This window comes from Mycobacterium canetti CIPT 140010059 (assembly GCF_000253375.1).
GTDB classification, from domain to species: domain Bacteria; phylum Actinomycetota; class Actinomycetes; order Mycobacteriales; family Mycobacteriaceae; genus Mycobacterium; species Mycobacterium tuberculosis.
The window spans coordinates 596480-613551 of record NC_015848.1 but is presented as its reverse complement, the minus strand read 5'-3'; the positions used below and the strand labels follow the sequence as shown (position 1 = coordinate 613551).

The following is a 17072-nucleotide window of genomic DNA, read 5'->3' as shown; positions in this document are numbered from 1 at the left end:
GGGCTAATGCCGCACTCCCCACATCAGCTCCCGGGCGCCCAGCTCGAACAGCTCCGCGGCGACCGAGAGCCCCAGCTCCCGTGCCCGACCGCAACTGCCGATGCCGGACGCGCGGATCACGTCGGATCCGTCCAGCGCCGCCACGCACCCGCGCAGCGACAGCTCCTCGAAGACACGGCCGTCCTCATCGATGGACTCGACCACTTCTGCGATCGCTCCCACCGGTGCGGAGCAACCTGCCTCCAGGTCGGCAAGCAGGGCTCGCTCGGCGGTGACCGCCGCACGCGTGTCGGCGTCATCCAACTCCGCCAGCACTGCCACCAACCGGCTGTCGCCGGCGCGGCATTCGACCGCGAGCGCGCCCTGAGCCGGCGCGGGCAACATCTGCACCGGCTCTAACGTCTCGGTCACGTCATCGAGGCGGCCCAGCCGCGCCAGACCAGCCCGGGCCACCACGATGGCGTCAAGATCGCCGCTACTTACCTTGTTCAACCTGGTATCTAGGTTGCCTCGTAGGGGGCGGATTTCCAAACCGAGACCCAATGCTCTAAGCTGTGCGGCCCGCCGCGGCGAGGATGTGCCCACCAACGATCCGACCGGCAATTCCCCCAGCGTCAGCCCGTCACGGGCTACCACCGCGTCGCGGGGGTCATTGCGCGGCGGTATCGCCGCAACCGTGAACCTTGGATCGTCGGCAGTCGGCAAATCCTTGTACGAATGCACCGCCGCATCGACGAGGCCTGCCTCCATCGCCTCGCGCAACGCCGTGGTGAAGACGCCAACCCCGAGACTGGCGATCGGCGCCATGGATCGGTCACCCTCGGTGCTGATGGTCACCAACTCCGCGGAGTGGCCACCAGCGATGAGGGCGTCTCTGACAGTGGCGGCCTGAGTGGTGGCCAGCAAGCTGCCCCGGGTACCTATCCGGATCACGTGCGCCAATCAGTTACTCGGCGATCGCTTCGGGCTGCTTTGCATGTCGCCTCCACCGCGGCGACTTTCAGCGTCGAATCCGCTTGGCACCACCGGTAATTCACCTGCAGTGGCGACGGCATCGACGGCGGTCTGGTCAAGCTCGAAAAGCTCGCGCAGCGCCTCAGCGTAGCTGTCACCGCCGGGCGCACTGGCGAGCTGCTTGATCCGCACGGTAGGCGCGTGCAACAGCTTGTCCACGACTCGCCGTACGGTACGGGCCACCTCCTCGCGCTGGACACTCTGCAGGCCGGGCAGCCGGTTGTCCAGGCGCAGCAATTCCGCTTCGACCACTTCGGCGGCTCGCTGGCGCAACGCCGTCACGGTTGGGGTGACCTCGGCCATCCGCTGCCCCACCAGATAGCTGGCAACTTCGGCGGCGACGATGTGGCGGGCGGCCTCAACGTCGGCAGCCGCGGCATGTGCCGAGGGTTCATGTTGCACGCTATCCACGTCCACGACCCACACACACGGCAATCTGGCCACCGCAGGATCGACGTCACGCGGCATGCCCAAGTCGCATATCACCAACGGACGGGTGGCCTCGTCACGGCGGGCGGCGGCCAGCGCATGATGCACATCGGCCAGCGACACCACCGGACGCACCGCCCCAGTACAGCTGACCACCACGTCGGCATCGGCCAGGACATTAGCCAGGCGGTCGAGCGCTAGCGCCTCGGCCGGCACGCCAGATTCGCGGATCCTTCGGGCCAACCGCTGCGCCCGGGACAACGACCGGTTGAGCACCTGAATGTGCCCGACGCCGGCACGGGTCAGATGTACCGCCGACAGCGCGCCCATCGCCCCGGCGCCGATCACCACCGCGGTCGTGCCCGCCAACGAGCCCAATTTGCGCTCGGCCATTCCCAGGGCGACCGACACCACGGAGGCACCGGCAGCGTCAATGGCGGTTTCGGAGTGCACTCGCTTGCCCACCGACAGCGCCCGCTGGGCCAATTCGTGCAGCACGCGGCCGACCGTGCGGTTGGATTCGGCGACGGCATAGGCGCGGCGCACCTGACCAAGCACCTGCTGCTCGCCGATCACCGCCGAGTCCAGGCCGCTGGCAACCGCGAACAGGTGCTCAACTGCCGCCTCGCTGTAGCGGACATATGCGTACTTGGTCAGCTCCCCCATCGACATGCCGGAGTGTTCGGCAAGCACCTGCCCGATCACCGACAGGCCGCCATGGAACGCGTCCACTACGGCGTAGACCTCGACGCGGTTGCAAGTCGACAGCACCATCGCCTCGGTCACCAGCGGCGAAGCCAGCACTCGGTCGATGATCTTGACTTGATCGGATTCGTCGATACTGAGTTGTTCAAGGACGACGACCGGCGCGCTACGATGCGACACCCCGAAGAGCAGCACGCTCACGGCAGCACCACCTGGCCAGCTCCCTCGACTACCCCAGTAAAACTGGTGTCTACGGTAGACGTTTATCAGGTGGGCTACCAAATGTGCTGCGGGCTATATCCGCACGCAGCCGGTGCTCGTCGACCTCCCAGTAGCTATGCTCGCGGCCATCCAGCAGGACCACCGGCAACCGATCGCCAAACTCAGCTCGCAGCCCTGGATTGCCCGTCGACGCCGCGACATCAACGTCGATCGTCATCATGTCGAAGCCCAGTTCGCTGGACAGTTCGGCCAGCTGCTCCGCTACCCGCACGCAGATCGCGCACCCGGCGCGAGTCAAAAGCTCCACCTGGGGCCTACTCATGGGCGCCAGTCGCTGACGGGTGCTGGCCGGACGGCAGCAACAAGGCGCGAACCAATCGGCGCGGCGCGAACGGCCGAAGCATCTGACTGGCCGGGCGCGGGCGCACCCGTAGCGGCCACCAGAACCAGCGTCCCAGCAGCGCAGCAATGGACGGTGTCATGAACGAGCGCACGACGAGGGTGTCGAACAGCAAGCCCAGGCCGATGGTGGTACCGATCTGACCAATAATCCGCAAATCGCTGAACACAAACAACGACATGGTAACGGCGAACACCATGCCGGCAGCCGTCACCACTCCCCCGGTACCAGCCATGGCACGGATAATTCCGGTGTTCAATCCGGCCCCAATTTCCTCTTTCAACCGGGAAATCAGCAGCAGATTGTAGTCGGATCCCACCGCCAGGAGCAGGATCACCGACATCGCCAACACCATCCAGTACAACTCGATACCCAGAATGTCCTGCCAGACCAATACGGAAAGCCCGAAAGAGGCGCCCATGGAAAGCACGACGGTACCCACGATAACCACTGCGGCTACCACACTTCGGGTGATGATCATCATGATGATCAAAATCAAGCTTATCGCCGCCACTCCGGCGATCAGCAGATCGTATCTGGCGCCCTCTCGAATATCCTTGAACGTCGCCGCGGTGCCACCCAGATAGATCGCAGCGCCCTGCAATGGAGTTCCCTTTATGGCCTCTCTAGCCTCCCGCTTGATCGGCTCGACCCGAGAGATGCCCTCGGGCGTTGCGGGATCTCCCTCCAGAGCAATGACAAAGCGGGCTGCCTTGCCGTCCGGAGACAAAAACATCTTCAGCCCCCGCTTGAAATCCGGATTCTCAAAAGCCGACTGCGGCAGATAGAACGAATCATCGATCTGGGCGGCGTCAAAAACCCGGCCCATCGCGCCGGGGTCCTTGTTATTCCTCTCCTGTTGCTTATAGAACGCGCCAAGCGTGCCATGCCAGATAAGCATCATGTCCCGCATCGTCGTCATCGCAGATATCATCGGCGGCATCTGCGCGCGCATCTGCGGCAACAGTGTAATCAGAATATCCATATCCTTGACCAGGTACTCGAGCTTTTCGCTCAGCTGGTCCACACTGTCAAACATATCGAATATCGATCTTATCGACCAGCAGAGCGGAACGTCGAAACAATGTTTTTCCCAGTAGAAGTAGCTGCGAATAGGCCGGAAGAAATCCTCGAAATCCGCGAGATGATCTCTTAGCGTAGCCGTTATGTCCGACATATCATGCGTGAGATGATCCATGTCGACGGTGTTGTCAATGACCTCGCCCATGAGTGCATACATGCGATGCATCGTCTCGATGGAGGTATTCATCGCAGCCACCTGCACCAGTATGTCATCAATTCGGTCCTTCATGAATTCCATTTGCTCGCTACTATTCACGCCCTGCATGCTGATGATGAACGGTATCGAAGTGTGCTTGATGGTCGTTCCCAAGGGCCGGGTTATCGCTTTCACTTGTTCAATACCGGGACTGTGGTAGATATTTTTGGCTACCTTGTCCAACACCAGCATGTCCACCGGATTACGCATATCGTGGTCAGTCTCGATCAACAGCACCTCAGGGTTCAGCCGAGCCCGTGAAAAGTGTCGACCAGCCGCCGCATCCCCCACATTGGACGGCATGCTGGCGGGCATGAACTTGCGCAGATCATACGTTGTCCGGTAACTGGGCAAGGCCAGCAAGCCAATGGAGGCGACCAAGCATGTCGCCGCGAGCACCGGCCCGGGCCAACGCACAATTGCCGTTCCCACCCGGCGCCACCGCCGAGTGTTCATCCGCCGCTTGGGATCGAACAGCTTGAAGAAGCTGCCCACGGTCAGTACGGCCGGGCCGAGCGTGAGCGCCGCCAAGACCGCGACCAGCATGCCGATAGCAATGGGCGCGCCGAGCGTTTCAAAATACGGAAGCCGGGCAAAGCTGAGGCAATACATGGCGCCGGCAATGGTCAAACCCGAACCCAAGATCACGTGGGCGGTCCCGTGAAACATCGTGTAGAAGGCCGTTTCCCGATCCTCGCCGGCGTAGCGCGATTCGTGGTAACGGCCGAGCATGAATATCGCGTAGTCCGTGCTCGCCGCAATCGCCATGAGAACGAGCAGGTTGGTCGCAAATGTTGAAAGGCTGAAAATGTTGTGGTCGGCGAGCAAGGCGATGAATCCGCGGATTGCGCCGAGGTCGATGCCGACCATGATCAAGACGAGAACCGCGGTAATTACGGAGCGATAGATCAATAGCAACATTGCCGCGATCACCATGCTCGTGATCGCGGTGACCTTAGCGATACTTTTGTCTCCGGCCTCGGCCTGGTCGGCATTGAGTGCTGCCGGACCGGTGACATAGGCCTTCACCCCGTGCGGTGGCGGTGTGGTGTCCACCATGTGCCGCACCGCGTGGACCGAGTCATACGCTTCGGTTTCGTTGTTACCGACGAGGTACACCACGACGTAGGCGGCCCGATCATCCGCACTTTGGGATCCCGCGGCTGTCAGCGGATCCCCCCAGAAGTCCTGGATGTGCGCGACATGGCGGGTATCGGCGGAAAGCTTCCGCATCAGATCGCTATAGAACCGGTGCGCGTCCCCACCGAGTGGCTGGTCGCCTTCCAGCACGATCGTCACCGCGTTATCGGAATCAAACTCACCGAACACCTGACCAACGCGCTTGATCGCCTGAATCGATGCGGCGTCGCTGGGGCTCATCGATACCGAGTGTGCTTTTCCGACCACTTCCAGTTGCGGTACGGCGAGATTGACAAAGGCGGTGAAGCCCAGCCAGAGCAGGACGATCACCACCGCAAACCGGCGGATCAGCCGCGGCAGAATGGGCGGCAGTGACGTCAGTGCGGCGTGTCTTTCGCTCATCCGGATGACACCTGGCAGGAGGTTAGCGCTCGCGGCGAGGTCTCAGACCTTTCGTCCTTAACGGCGCCGTTGACGATGATCCGGCAGCTGATCACGTCGGCGTTACTCTGCGCCATGAGGTTGACACTGACCGCGGGCAGCGTCGTCTCGACCGTGACGGACCACGGCAGGGACACGCTATCGAGTCGATGCACCCGGGCATCAGGGTCCAGGTAGGCGATCTTTGCGGTCTTGGCGGGGCCAAAGACTTCGTAGGTCACCCGCTTGGGGTTGAACGGCGGGACGTCGAAATCAGGCTTGACCATGACAGTGGGTTGCTCGTGAACACCGAAGATGCTGTGCAGCCGATAGATACCAAGCCCCCCGACAACGGCCACCACGACGATGGCCAGCAGCAACCACATGCGTTTCACGGCGCCGCTAACCGAAATCATCCTCACCCTCGTGTTCCGCCCATCGCGCGGACCTAGTGACCCTTAGGCCTCCCGATACCTCCTGAAATGTCCTAACGTGCGTAGTAATCGGATGTCTCGTTGCGTTAGCTAGCGTAGACGCTACCGTTGACAGGCTGAAGAATTCAGGATTTCACGTACCCAGCTTTGCGCGTACCGGTATGGGGCTGACATGTTGGCCCGGAACCGCTGCGGGTCGTGTTCACGACGAAAGTCGCTGCGGCCTCGCGAATTTCGATACCGCGCTGGGGCTTGCAGGTCAATCCGCGCCAGCCAAGAGCTCCGCCACGCATTTGCCGGATAGGGTTGATAACGGCCGCAGCATCGGCCACCGGGCAGGCACCGCGATTAGGAGTAATGATGGTTTCCTCCCACCTGGGTAGCCCAGACCAGGCCGGTCACGTCGACCTGGCTTCGCCGGCCGACCCGCCGCCACCCGATGCCAGCGCCAGCCACTCGCCGGTGGACATGCCGGCCCCCGTCGCCGCCGCCGACAGCGATCGGCAGCCGCCGATCGACCTGACCGCAGCCGCCTTCTTCGACGTGGACAACACCTTGGTTCAGGGCTCGTCGGCGGTGCACTTCGGCCGCGGGCTAGCCGCTCGCCACTACTTCACCTACCGCGACGTCCTCGGATTTCTTTACGCTCAGGCCAAGTTCCAGCTACTTGGCAAGGAGAACAGCAACGACGTCGCCGCTGGCCGGCGCAAGGCGCTCGCGTTCATCGAGGGCCGATCCGTCGCGGAGTTGGTGGCCTTGGGAGAGGAGATTTACGACGAGATCATCGCCGACAAGATCTGGGCCGGCACCCGCGAACTCACCCAGATGCACCTGGACGCCGGCCAGCAGGTATGGCTGATCACCGCTACCCCATACGAACTCGCGGCCACCATCGCCCGCCGGCTCGGCCTAACCGGCGCCCTGGGCACCGTCGCCGAGTCGGTCGACGGGATATTCACCGGCAGACTGGTCGGCGAGATCCTGCACGGCACTGGCAAGGCACACGCGGTGCGGTCGCTGGCCATCCGGGAGGGACTCAATCTCAAACGCTGCACCGCCTACTCCGACAGCTACAACGACGTCCCGATGCTGTCGCTGGTGGGCACCGCGGTCGCCATCAACCCCGACGCCCGCCTGCGCAGCCTGGCCCGGGAACGGGGGTGGGAGATCCGTGATTTCCGAATCGCCCGCAAGGCCGCTCGGATCGGGGTTCCGTCAGCCCTGGCGCTGGGTGCGGCCGGCGGCGCGTTGGCGGCTCTAGCCTCTAGACGCCAATCACGCTGATAAGCTGCGCCGTTAGCCTGGCGACGATGCGGCCCGCGCAGCGGGGCGAGGAGGAGCCGGGCAATAGGGCCCAGCCTGGCGACGATGCGGCCCGCGCAGCGGGGCGAGGAGGAGCCGGGCAATAGGGCCCAGCCTGGCGACGATGCGGCCCGCGCAGCGGGGCGAGGAGGAGCCGGGCAATAGGGCCCAGCCTGGCGACGATGCGGCCCGCGCAGCGGGGCGAGGAGGAGCCGGGCAATAGGGCCCAGCCTGGCGACGATGCGGCCCGCGCAGCGGGGCGAGGAGGAGCCGGGCAATAGGGCCCAGCCTGGCGACGATGCGGCCCGCGCAGCGGGGCGAGGAGGAGCCGGGCAATAGGGCCCAGCCTAGCGACGATGCGGCCCGCGCAGCGGGGCGAGGAGGAGCCGGGCAATAGGGCCCAGCCTAGCGACGATGCGGCCCGCGCAGCGGGGCGAGGAGGAGCCGGGCAATAGGGCCCAGCCTAGCGACGATGCGGCCCGCGCAGCGGGGCGAGGAGGAGCCGGGCAATAGGGCCCAGCCTAGCGACGATGCGGCCCGCGCAGCGGGGCGAGGAGGAGCCGGGCAATAGGGCCCAGCCTAGCGACGATGCGGCCCGCGCAGCGGGGCGAGGAGGAGCCGGGCAATAGGGCCCAGCCTAGCGACGATGCGGCCCGCGCAGCGGGGCGAGGAGGAGCCGGGCAATAGGGCCTAGCAACTATTCGAGCGGAGGGCGGCAGCGGCATGACAGTTCCCGAAGAAGCCCAGACACTGATCGGCAAGCATTATCGGGCACCGGACCACTTTCTGGTGGGGCGCGAGAAGATCCGCGAGTTCGCGGTCGCGGTCAAAGACGACCACCCGACCCACTACAGCGAGCCGGATGCCGCAGCGGCCGGTTACCCCGCGCTGGTAGCCCCGCTGACCTTCCTGGCGATCGCCGGCCGGCGCGTGCAGCTGGAGATCTTCACCAAGTTCAATATCCCGATCAACATCGCCCGGGTCTTTCATCGCGACCAGAAGTTCCGCTTCCACCGGCCGATCCTGGCCAACGACAAGCTGTACTTCGACACCTATCTTGACTCCGTCATCGAATCCCACGGCACGGTGCTCGCCGAGATCCGAAGCGAAGTTACCGACGCCGAAGGAAAGCCTGTGGTCACCAGTGTCGTCACCATGTTGGGAGAAGCGGCCCACCACGAAGCCGATGCCGATGCAACGGTGGCGGCGATTGCATCGATCTAGTGGGGAAAGTAGGGTCCGTTCAATGACGTCACAGGGCGACACGACAAGCGGCACGCAGCTCAAGCCGCCGGTCGAAGCAGTCCGATCCCACTACGACAAATCGAACGAGTTCTTCAAGCTCTGGCTTGACCCATCGATGACGTACAGCTGCGCCTACTTCGAACGTCCCGATATGACGCTGGAAGAGGCGCAGTACGCGAAGCGCAAGCTGGCACTGGACAAGCTGAACCTTGAGCCCGGCATGACGCTGCTCGACATCGGCTGCGGCTGGGGTTCCACCATGCGAGACGCGGTCGCCGAGTACGACGTCGACGTCATCGGCTTGACCCTGAGCGAAAACCAGTACGCCCACGACAAGGCGATGTTCGAAGAGGTCGACAGCCCCCGCCGAAAAGAGGTGCGAATCCAGGGCTGGGAGGAGTTCGACGAGCCGGTCGACCGCATCGTGTCACTCGGTGCGTTTGAGCATTTCGCCGACGGTGCCGGGGACGCCGGGTTCGAGCGCTACGACACCTTCTTCAAGAAGTTCTACAATTTGACGCCCGACGACGGCCGGATGCTGCTGCACACCATCACTATCCCGGACAAAGAGGAAGCCCAGGAGCTCGGCTTGACGTCTCCGATGAGCCTGCTGCGCTTCATCAAGTTCATCCTGACCGAGATCTTCCCGGGCGGGCGGCTGCCCAGGATCTCGCAGGTGGACTATTACTCCTCCAACGCCGGATGGAAGGTCGAGCGCTACCACCGGATCGGGGCCAACTACGTGCCGACCCTGAACGCCTGGGCGGATGCGCTACAGGCGCACAAAGATGAGGCGATCGCCCTCAAGGGCCAGGAGACGTACGACATCTACATGCACTACCTACGTGGCTGCTCAGACCTGTTCCGCGACAAGTACACGGACGTCTGCCAGTTCACTCTGGTCAAATAAGGGTCAGCCGAAAAAGATGTTGCGACGGCCGGCAAGCAGTCGGTATAGCGTCTGCTGGATCGTCTCGCGCACCTGATCGGTCAACTCGAACGTCACCATCGGGTCGTCGGCGTCGGTGGAGGCGTAGTCGGCGGTGCAGATCGGCTCACCGAACGCGATGCGCCATTTCGAGGGCAACGGCACTAGCCCGACCGGTCCAGCCAACGGGAACAACGGCGTAATCGGGAAGTACGGCAGGCCGAACAGCCGAGCCAGCAGCTTGACATCGGTCAGCATGGGGTAGATCTCTTCGGAGCCGATGATCGAACACGGCACAATCGGCGCCTTGGTCCGTAGCGCGGCCGATACGAAGCCGCCGCGACCAAACCGCTGTAACCGGTAACGGTCCTCGAAACGCTTACCCAGCCCCTTGTATCCCTCGGGGAACACCGCGGTGAGTTCGCCGGAGGCAAGCAACCGGTGCGCATCCGTCGTACACGCCATGGTATGACCCGCCTTGCGGGCGGCTTCGCCGATCACGGGGAGGTCGAACACCATGTCGGCGGCAAGCAGCCGCAGATCCCGATGCGCCGGGTGCTCGTCGTGGACGGCCACCGACAACATCAACCCGTCAAACGGCAACACACCTGCGTGATTGGCCACCACCAGCGCCGCACCATCGCGCGGGATGTTCTCGACACCACTGACTTCGACCCGAAACCATGACTTGAAGAAGAATCGCAGCAAGGGTCGCACGATGGCGCTGTTGAAGTGCGGGTCGAACCCGAATTCGTCGACGCTGTAGTCACCGGTCAGGCGCTGTCGGAGAAATCCAGCAACCGCGGCGACGAGTTGCGCAAGGTCGTTGGGCGTGGCCTCGGTGGACGAGGTCGTGGCACCCGCAGCGCGCCGGTGTTCGTCGATTTCCCGGACAACGGCGGCGATCTGCTCGGCCGACGCCCGGTCATTTGGATCGGACAGCAACGACGGATGCTGCCGGGACTCTGCCCGTTGACCGGCACGCCTGCGCGCCGCTACCCGGCTCCGATTTGTGTGCAGTGGAATGACATTCGCTCTGGTTTCGCCCGCCACGTTACCCATCCAAACCTATCTGAGTCCGCTCCATGGAATTGGATTTCGGCTACCCCAGCGCTGCGCTAAACCTACGGCGCGACCCTCCCAGGAGCGTACCCGATGTGGGTCAATAATGGGAGTCAGGCCGCGGCCGCGAAAATAGTCATCGAACGCCTCGACGGTCGTCCACTTCGGCTGGTAACCCAGTTCGACGCGCATTCTGGTGGTGTCCATAACCCGGCCATAACTCAGGTAAGCGAATTGCTCACGATTCAGCTCGGTGTAGTGATTCGCTCGCCTCAGCGAATCCAGAGCCCATACCCCAAACCCTGGCACCGGCACCGGAATTCGCCCGGCCCGCCGGATCGCCTGCGACAGCATGAGGATGCCGTCGGCTCCGATGTTGAACGTTCCGGCCTTGCCGGCCATCGCCGCGCGCTCCAACGCACCCAGCGCATCCTGCTCGTGCAGCAACTGCAGTCGCGCATCACGGCCGAAGATCGTCGGGACCAGCGGCCCGGCCAGATATCGTGAAAGCGTGGTGTCCATCGCCGGGCCGATCATGTTGGCCAGCCGCAGGATAGTCACTGCAATATCGGGGCGGCGTCGGCCCAGCGCGCGCACGTAGCCCTCGATATCGAGACTGTCCTTAGGGAAACCTTGGCTGAAAGGACGTCGACTGCTGCTGTCCTCGGTGAACATCACCGGATCGTGTGGGCTCGATCCGTAAACCTCAGAGGTCGACTTCAGCACGACCCGGCGGACCGAGGGCGCCTTTTGGCAGGCGGCGAACAGTTGCATCGCGCCCATCACGTTAAGTTCCTTCAATGCCGCACTGCCGCCGGACCGCGGCGCATACGAGGCCGCCGCGGCGTGCACCACCGTGTCCACCTCGCCATTGCGAATCACCTTGGCGATGAATGGGTTTCGGATATCAGCGCGAACAAATTCGGCTCGGCCCATCCGGCGCAGCATGTCCTTGCTCGGCGCGATCGCGTCCACCGCGATGACCCGGTTGATCAGCGGGTTCTGGGCAAGCCGTGCGGTCAGGTAGCCGCCTAGGAAACGGCAAGCACCGGTCACCAGCACAACTTTGGGGTACTGCGGGTGCTCACTGCTGCCGCCGACTCCTCCGGCGCCACCGCGCCCGTTCGACGAACTCACTCCGACAGCCTAACGGCCAGGCGAAACGGCGGCGTTACAAGCGCGTGACGGTCGAGCTGGCGGGGTCTGCTCGCAACCTATTTGCCCAGTTTCCTGCGCTGCACCCGGGTGCGACGCAGCAGCTTGCGATGCTTTTTCTTGGACATGCGCTTGCGCCGCTTCTTGATTACTGAACCCATGACCCCGCCATCTATACGGCTATCTGACCCGGACACTCTACCCGGGCGGTCGCACGGAACACCAAACCGGCAGCGCCCGAGCATTGCCAGATCGGTCAGGCGGACTCCGGCCGCGTGCGGCCGGCAACTAGCCCGCGTCGAAGTACGAAGTCTCCAACATGTCGTGGACGGCCTTGGCATGCACCCGGAATGACCGCCCGACCCGAACCGCGGGCAGTTCGCCATTGTGCACCAGCCGGTACACCGTCATCTTGGACACCCGCATCAGGGCCGCCACTTCGGCCACGGTGAGAAGTTGTGTCTTGGCCTGCTGGCCCTCAACAAAACCGGTATCCCGCGCCGATGGCCCGTTCGTAGACGTCATCGCAACCCAATCGTGTCAGGCACGCGCAGTCCCAGCGGCTTCCCCTCCGCTGGCACCCACACGCGCTTACAAAGAGGAGAATAGCGGGACTAGTGGGGTTACTGGTACTGGTGAGGGATAATCAGTTCAAAATTCGTGAATCATTCCGGTGTAATTCTGAGCTGCTCAGAGCGGCTTTTGGCGGCTTGAACCGCCGCGTCGACAGCCATCCGAAACCCGCCGCGTTCGAGTTCCCGCAGCGCAGCGGCGGTCGTACCGCCCGGCGAGGTAACCGCGGCGCGCAGCCGTGATGCGGTAAGGTCCACGCGCAGCCCCATCAGCTCGCCATTGGCGCCACCCTGGTCTTGGTCCATCCGCTCCAGCAGCATCGCCGCTGAGCCAGCCATTGTCTGCGCGGCGAGATCGGTGGCTACCTGACGGCTCAAGCCCACCCCGACTCCGGCATCCACCAGGGCCTCGACCAGCAGAAAGAAATAGGCCGGACCCGAGCCGGACACCGCGGTCACCGCGTCCAACTGCGATTCCGGAACGGTCAGCACGCCGCCGACCGCGTCGAACAAGGCCGAGACCTCCTCAAGCTGTTGCGGGGTGACAAAGCGGCCTTTGGCCAGCGCTGTAACCCCCGCTCCCACCAATGCCGCCGCGTTCGGCATCGCACGCACCACTGGCGTCCCGGCCGGTAGCTTGGATTCGAAATACGCGATCGTGATGCCCGCTACCACGGTGACGAACACCTGCTCAGCACTGTCGTTTTCGGCCGCCGCAGTCGCGTTCGCCAGATCCGCGATCACCGGCTCGACGTCGGCTGGTTTGACCGCGACGACGACGAACGTCGCGTTCTCCACCGCGTCGGCCGCCGACGTCACCAACACCGAATAGGTCTGCGCCAGGTAGTTGGCGCGATCGGGCATCCGCTCGGCCACTACCAGGTCTTTGACCTGCCGGCCCGCCCGCAGCAGACCCGACAGCAATGCCTCACCGATGCTGCCGCCGCCGATAATCGCGATCCTTGCCATGCCGAAAAGCATCGCAAACAGCTCGGCCGATCCGTGCTACTGGGCAGGCACCATCGCCAGTTGGCGCGTCTGCACCACGATGCGGCCCAACCGGTCGACGACGATGTGGTCCTCGTCAAACCAGTCCTGCCCGATTTCGACGCAGGTGCAGAGCACTCGCAGCCAGCCGTCGGCGGGCAGGGCCCGAAGATAGGCGGTGAGCGCAACTGTAGGCGCCCAGCCGGTGCGGTCCACCGCGAAGGTCACCGGGGCCGACAAGTCCCCGCACAACAGAGCGAACAGCGCGTCCGGAGCAACGCCGCGTGGACGCGCCCACAGCTGAATCACCGGTGGCCGCCCATCGGTCGCGGACCGCAACGTCGACAACACCGGCCGGACATCGCAGCCTTCGCCTAAGTGCACCAGCCCGGCCAGCTGATGGCCGGGACCGATCGGCACGACTCCCTCGGGCGGTTCCGGTGCCATCAGCTCCACCACCGGATTCGCCGACAGCAGCGGCGCGGTTCCACTGGCCCCGCCGCTCCCATCAACGCCGGGGAGAAAATGCTCCGGCTCACCCAGGGTGACCACGGCGTGCACCGCTGTGCGGCCACCCTGGGTGAGCTCGACATCGGCCACGCTAATCCGGCGACCACGCTTGCGGATCGACGTCACCAACCGCATCGTCCCCGGATCCGGCGCCCACAGAAAGCTCGCCGACACTGCGACCGGTTGCCGCATGGGCTGCTGTCCGGCCGCGCCGTAAGCGGTGCGGGCGGCATTGGCACACAGCGCCACCATCGCACCGCCGTGCACCTTGGGCCCGATGGTCCAGTGCTCGTTCAGCTCGCCTTCAAAAACCCGGCACGCCGGATTGCCGGGATCGGAGTCAAGCGGGCGCAGCGCCATCGCCGTGGTGAACAACGCGTTCATAGTGTTCCCGGCATATCAACGCAGCAGGTGAGTGCGGGCGAACTGCAACGACTCGGCCAGCATGGATTCGCGTTCATTGGCCGAACGCGCGCTTGAGGTGGACACCTCCAACACGACGTGGCCGACGAAGCCGCTGCCGGCCAGCATCTGGCACACCTCGGCGGTCGGCTGGGTACCGCGGCCGGGCACCAGGTGCTCGTCGGCGGGCAGGCCGCTGCCGTCACACAGGTGCAGGTGCACCAGCCCTGGGCCCATCCGCCGCGCCATATCCAGCGAGTCGGTGCCCGCAGTCGCGGTGTGCGAGAGGTCCAGCGTGTAATGCGCGTGGTTGCCGTCCAGCGGGTCGTAGGACGGCGCGAACGCCGAGATCGCCGGACCTGGGCCACCACCCCGCTTACGCATCCGTTCCCGGGACTGGCCGGCCCCGAAAAACCGGTCCGCTCGGAAGGGAAACATGTTTTCAACGGCCACCATCACGGTGCTGGCCGCTTCTAGGGCGGCAACCTGATCGCTGAACCCCTCGGCGTAGCGTCGTTGCCAGCGGAACGGCGGATGCACGACGACCGTTTGCGCGCCCAGTTGTTCGGCGGCCCGCACACTGCGGTCCAACTTGAGGATCGGATTGGCGCCCCACACCCGCTGCGAGATGAGTAGGCACGGAGCGTGCACCGACAACACCGGCACGCGGTAGCGGCGCGACAGCTTCCGGACGGCATCGATGTCCTGACTGACCGATTCACCCCAGACCATCAGCTCGACCCCGTCGTAGCCAAGCCTGTCGGCGTACTCGAACGCGGCCTCGGCCCGCAACGGGTACACCGAGGCCGTCGACAAGCCGACTTTGATTGCTGGGCGCACTGTGTGTGGTGGCGGCTAGCCCGATTGCAACAAGGCCAGCGGTCCCAGGGTAATCAGCGCCCCCACCGCAACCGCGATCAACGTACTGGCGATGTCTTCGGTCTTGCGGACTGCCCGCACCGAGACCACTAGGCCAAGGATGACCATCACCGATAGCACTAGCGCCACTATGCTGTTCCAGCGCCACAACTGGTCGAAGGCGATGAACAACCCGGCACCGAAGGCAACGGCCAGGATCGACTGCAGCACGACCAACGCGCCGCGCCACAGCGTCGGGACCACGTCCAGGGCACGACGGGCAACCCGCGCCTCGGCCGCACCATCACCCTCGACGTCGGTGCCGGCCGCCGCCGCTGCGGCGTGGCGCTCGCCGCGCCCAGGTTGCGCTTCGCGCACCCCGGTCGCGGCTTCCGCTTCGCCCACCTCGGTGTCCAGGACATCCACCCAGAGATCGGGGTAGTGCTCGACCGGATCCGGACTCATGTGTTCGGCACCGGACGGCGGCCCCGCGGGTGCTCTGTCGCTATGCGTGTGGCGCAGTGGCCGCGGGTACTCGCTAAGCTCGGGCCCGGACTCGCGCCGGTCCTGCGGGGGGGACTTGGGCCAGCGCGGCTCGGGTTGCGACCAGTACACGGTTCTCGTTGGCTCTTCGGCAACCTGCTCGGCGACTGGTTCCGCCGGCGACTGTGGGGCAGCTTCGCCAACCTGGACTCGCCCGTTAGCCGCCGGAGACTGGCTCGCGTGCGCGTCCGGGCCGGCGTGGTGATGGTCGTCACGAATGATCGGAATCTCACCGGTCAGCTCGGCGACCGTGATGGCGTCACTATCGCCGCGTCGCCGCCGGCGCCGTCGGGCCGGGGCGCCGGTGACCCCTTGCCTGGCCAGCAACTCGGCCACCGAGATCTGCCGGTTACCGGAGCTCTCTGTCTCGGGGTGTGGTCCCGTCATGGTTTGCTGCCTCTCGATCGGTTGGCCGCGTTCCGATCAGCTGGCTGACCTCCGACGGCACGCACCGAAGTGTGCACAGACGAAGACTCGATGAGGGCGGTGCCGTCGGCTTCGCTGTCGAGTTTGCGCAAGATGAGACCTTCCCGCAGCGCCCACGGGCAGATTTCCACCGCTTCAATCGACAGTGCTCGCATGCTCGCCTCTGCCACCAGGGCGCCGGCCACAATCTGCGGCGCTCGGTCGGCGCTTACCCCTTCCAGTTCTGCACGGTCAACCGCCGTCATCCTAGAGATAAACGCGATGAGTTGCCGCAGACCATTTGCCGTTAGGGTCCTCTTCACCCGCGGCCCGGCCATGGATGGGGCCGCACCGGTTAGTCGCGCCAACGAGCGAAACGTCTTCGACGTTGCGACCGCCAGGTCGGGGCTGCCGGCTTCCAGGACGGTCACACTGGGCTCGGCCAGCTCGGCATCCAGCCAGTCTCGCAGCATCGCCACCCGGCGCCGGCCCGGCGGATCGTCGGGCAGCCACTCTCGGGTCAACCGTCCGGCGCCCAGGGGCAGCGATAACGCAATCTCGGGCTCCTCGTCCACGCCACTGGACACTTCCAGCGAGCCGCCGCCGATGTCGAGGTTGAGGATGCGCCCAGCGCTCCACCCGTACCATCGTCGCACGGCCAGGAAGGTCAGCCGTGACTCGTCCTCCCCACGCAGCGCCTGCAACTCGACACCGGTCTCTTTGCGCACCCGGGACAGGACGTCCTCGGAATTCTCGGCGTCGCGGACCGCCGACGTGGCGAAGGCCATCAGCTCGGCACAGCCCGAGCTGATGGCAATCTTGGCGAATTCGTCGATGGTGGAAATCAGCTTGTCGGCTCCGCGCTTGGTGATCTTGCCCGAGCTGTCGGTGGCCTCGGCCAGCCGCAGCGTGGCCTTCGTCGAGCTCATCGGGGTCGGGTGGCCGCCGCGGTGGGCATCGACCACCAGCAGATGGACCGTGTTGCTACCCACGTCCAGCACGCCCAATCGCACGAAAACAAACTAGCCGGGCGAAGATACGGGCGTGTGGCGACCCGCGC

At 64.6% G+C, this 17072-nt stretch carries 17 protein-coding genes; 3 read left to right on the top strand and 14 right to left on the bottom strand.

Translation table 11 applies throughout. The features are described 5' to 3' along the window. Positions 1–3: 3 nt before the first annotated feature. Genes hemC through MCAN_RS02635 form a run of 5 tightly spaced genes read right to left on the bottom strand, consistent with a single transcriptional unit; the run spans position 4 to position 6031 of the window. Complete coding sequence (gene hemC / locus MCAN_RS02655) at positions 4–933, bottom strand: hydroxymethylbilane synthase (protein ID WP_014000264.1); 930 nt, start codon at positions 931–933, stop codon at positions 4–6. A gap of 9 nt (positions 934–942) precedes the next feature. After that, positions 943–2349, bottom strand: coding sequence for a glutamyl-tRNA reductase (locus tag MCAN_RS02650; protein ID WP_003402699.1), 1407 nt, complete (start codon positions 2347–2349; stop codon positions 943–945). A gap of 49 nt (positions 2350–2398) precedes the next feature. Next, positions 2399–2692, bottom strand: a complete 294-nt coding sequence (locus MCAN_RS02645; protein WP_003402695.1) for a glutaredoxin family protein — start codon at positions 2690–2692, stop codon at positions 2399–2401. Then, complete coding sequence (mmpL2, locus tag MCAN_RS02640) at positions 2685–5591, bottom strand: RND transporter MmpL2 (RefSeq protein WP_014000263.1); 2907 nt, start codon at positions 5589–5591, stop codon at positions 2685–2687. The genes MCAN_RS02645 and mmpL2 overlap by 8 nt, the downstream gene beginning before the upstream one ends. After that, the gene (locus MCAN_RS02635) at positions 5588–6031 is read right to left on the bottom strand and encodes an MmpS family protein (RefSeq protein WP_014000262.1); all 444 of its coding nucleotides are present in this window, start codon (positions 6029–6031) and stop codon (positions 5588–5590) included. The genes mmpL2 and MCAN_RS02635 overlap by 4 nt, the downstream gene beginning before the upstream one ends. Positions 6032–6418: 387 nt before the next feature. Between MCAN_RS02635 and MCAN_RS02630 the strand changes: the two genes are divergently transcribed. The 3 genes from MCAN_RS02630 to cmaA2 all read left to right on the top strand — a co-directional run bounded on the left by MCAN_RS02630 (position 6419) and on the right by cmaA2 (position 9500). Continuing rightward, the gene (locus tag MCAN_RS02630; RefSeq protein ID WP_407635596.1) at positions 6419–7327 is read left to right on the top strand and encodes an HAD family hydrolase; all 909 of its coding nucleotides are present in this window, start codon (positions 6419–6421) and stop codon (positions 7325–7327) included. A gap of 741 nt (positions 7328–8068) precedes the next feature. Further along, complete coding sequence (locus tag MCAN_RS02625) at positions 8069–8569, top strand: FAS1-like dehydratase domain-containing protein (protein WP_003402626.1); 501 nt, start codon at positions 8069–8071, stop codon at positions 8567–8569. A gap of 22 nt (positions 8570–8591) precedes the next feature. Then, complete coding sequence (gene cmaA2, locus MCAN_RS02620) at positions 8592–9500, top strand: cyclopropane mycolic acid synthase CmaA2 (RefSeq protein WP_014000261.1); 909 nt, start codon at positions 8592–8594, stop codon at positions 9498–9500. Positions 9501–9503: 3 nt separating this feature from the next. On the opposite strand, the gene MCAN_RS02615 is transcribed toward cmaA2, so the two are convergent. From MCAN_RS02615 to ppx1, 9 genes are all read right to left on the bottom strand, one after another. Beyond that, positions 9504–10580 (bottom strand): lysophospholipid acyltransferase family protein, encoded by a 1077-nt coding sequence (locus MCAN_RS02615; protein ID WP_003898486.1) that lies wholly within the window; start codon positions 10578–10580, stop codon positions 9504–9506. Between the two features lie 6 nt (positions 10581–10586). Beyond that, complete coding sequence (locus tag MCAN_RS02610) at positions 10587–11717, bottom strand: SDR family oxidoreductase (RefSeq protein ID WP_003402607.1); 1131 nt, start codon at positions 11715–11717, stop codon at positions 10587–10589. A 77-nt stretch (positions 11718–11794) separates the two neighbouring features. Then, a complete protein-coding gene (locus MCAN_RS02605; protein ID WP_003402602.1) occupies positions 11795–11896 on the bottom strand; it encodes a 30S ribosomal protein bS22 in 102 nt (33 codons plus the stop codon). A 127-nt stretch (positions 11897–12023) separates the two neighbouring features. Next, positions 12024–12260, bottom strand: a complete 237-nt coding sequence (locus MCAN_RS02600; RefSeq protein WP_003402437.1) for a cell division/environmental response transcriptional regulator — start codon at positions 12258–12260, stop codon at positions 12024–12026. A gap of 140 nt (positions 12261–12400) precedes the next feature. Next, positions 12401–13276, bottom strand: a complete 876-nt coding sequence (gene proC, locus MCAN_RS02595; RefSeq protein WP_171355219.1) for a pyrroline-5-carboxylate reductase — start codon at positions 13274–13276, stop codon at positions 12401–12403. Between the two features lie 36 nt (positions 13277–13312). Continuing rightward, positions 13313–14188 (bottom strand): thioesterase family protein, encoded by an 876-nt coding sequence (locus MCAN_RS02590; protein WP_003402433.1) that lies wholly within the window; start codon positions 14186–14188, stop codon positions 13313–13315. A 15-nt stretch (positions 14189–14203) separates the two neighbouring features. Continuing rightward, the gene (locus MCAN_RS02585) at positions 14204–15046 is read right to left on the bottom strand and encodes a sugar phosphate isomerase/epimerase family protein (RefSeq protein WP_003402432.1); all 843 of its coding nucleotides are present in this window, start codon (positions 15044–15046) and stop codon (positions 14204–14206) included. Positions 15047–15061: 15 nt separating this feature from the next. After that, entirely contained in the window at positions 15062–15994 is a 933-nt protein-coding gene (locus MCAN_RS02580) for a membrane protein (protein ID WP_014000260.1), read from the bottom strand. Further along, entirely contained in the window at positions 15991–17025 is a 1035-nt protein-coding gene (gene ppx1, locus MCAN_RS02575; protein WP_003402419.1) for an exopolyphosphatase Ppx1, read from the bottom strand. Before ppx1 ends, MCAN_RS02580 begins: the two co-directional genes overlap by 4 nt. Between the last annotated feature and the right edge of the window lie 47 nt (positions 17026–17072).

Bases quoted from the DNA above. Each gene is read 5' to 3' on its own strand.
- MCAN_RS02645 (WP_003402695.1), bottom strand. From the start codon at position 2,692: ATGAGTAGGCCCCAGGTGGAGCTTTTGACTCGCGCCGGGTGCGCGATC.
- mmpL2 (WP_014000263.1), bottom strand. From the start codon at position 5,591: ATGAGCGAAAGACACGCCGCACTGACGTCACTGCCGCCCATTCTGCCG.
- MCAN_RS02625 (WP_003402626.1), top strand. From the start codon at position 8,069: ATGACAGTTCCCGAAGAAGCCCAGACACTGATCGGCAAGCATTATCGG.
- cmaA2 (WP_014000261.1), top strand. From the start codon at position 8,592: ATGACGTCACAGGGCGACACGACAAGCGGCACGCAGCTCAAGCCGCCG.
- MCAN_RS02615 (WP_003898486.1), bottom strand. From the start codon at position 10,580: ATGGGTAACGTGGCGGGCGAAACCAGAGCGAATGTCATTCCACTGCAC.
- MCAN_RS02605 (WP_003402602.1), bottom strand. From the start codon at position 11,896: ATGGGTTCAGTAATCAAGAAGCGGCGCAAGCGCATGTCCAAGAAAAAG.
- MCAN_RS02600 (WP_003402437.1), bottom strand. From the start codon at position 12,260: ATGACGTCTACGAACGGGCCATCGGCGCGGGATACCGGTTTTGTTGAG.
- proC (WP_171355219.1), bottom strand. From the start codon at position 13,276: ATGGCAAGGATCGCGATTATCGGCGGCGGCAGCATCGGTGAGGCATTG.
- MCAN_RS02590 (WP_003402433.1), bottom strand. From the start codon at position 14,188: ATGAACGCGTTGTTCACCACGGCGATGGCGCTGCGCCCGCTTGACTCC.
- MCAN_RS02580 (WP_014000260.1), bottom strand. From the start codon at position 15,994: ATGACGGGACCACACCCCGAGACAGAGAGCTCCGGTAACCGGCAGATC.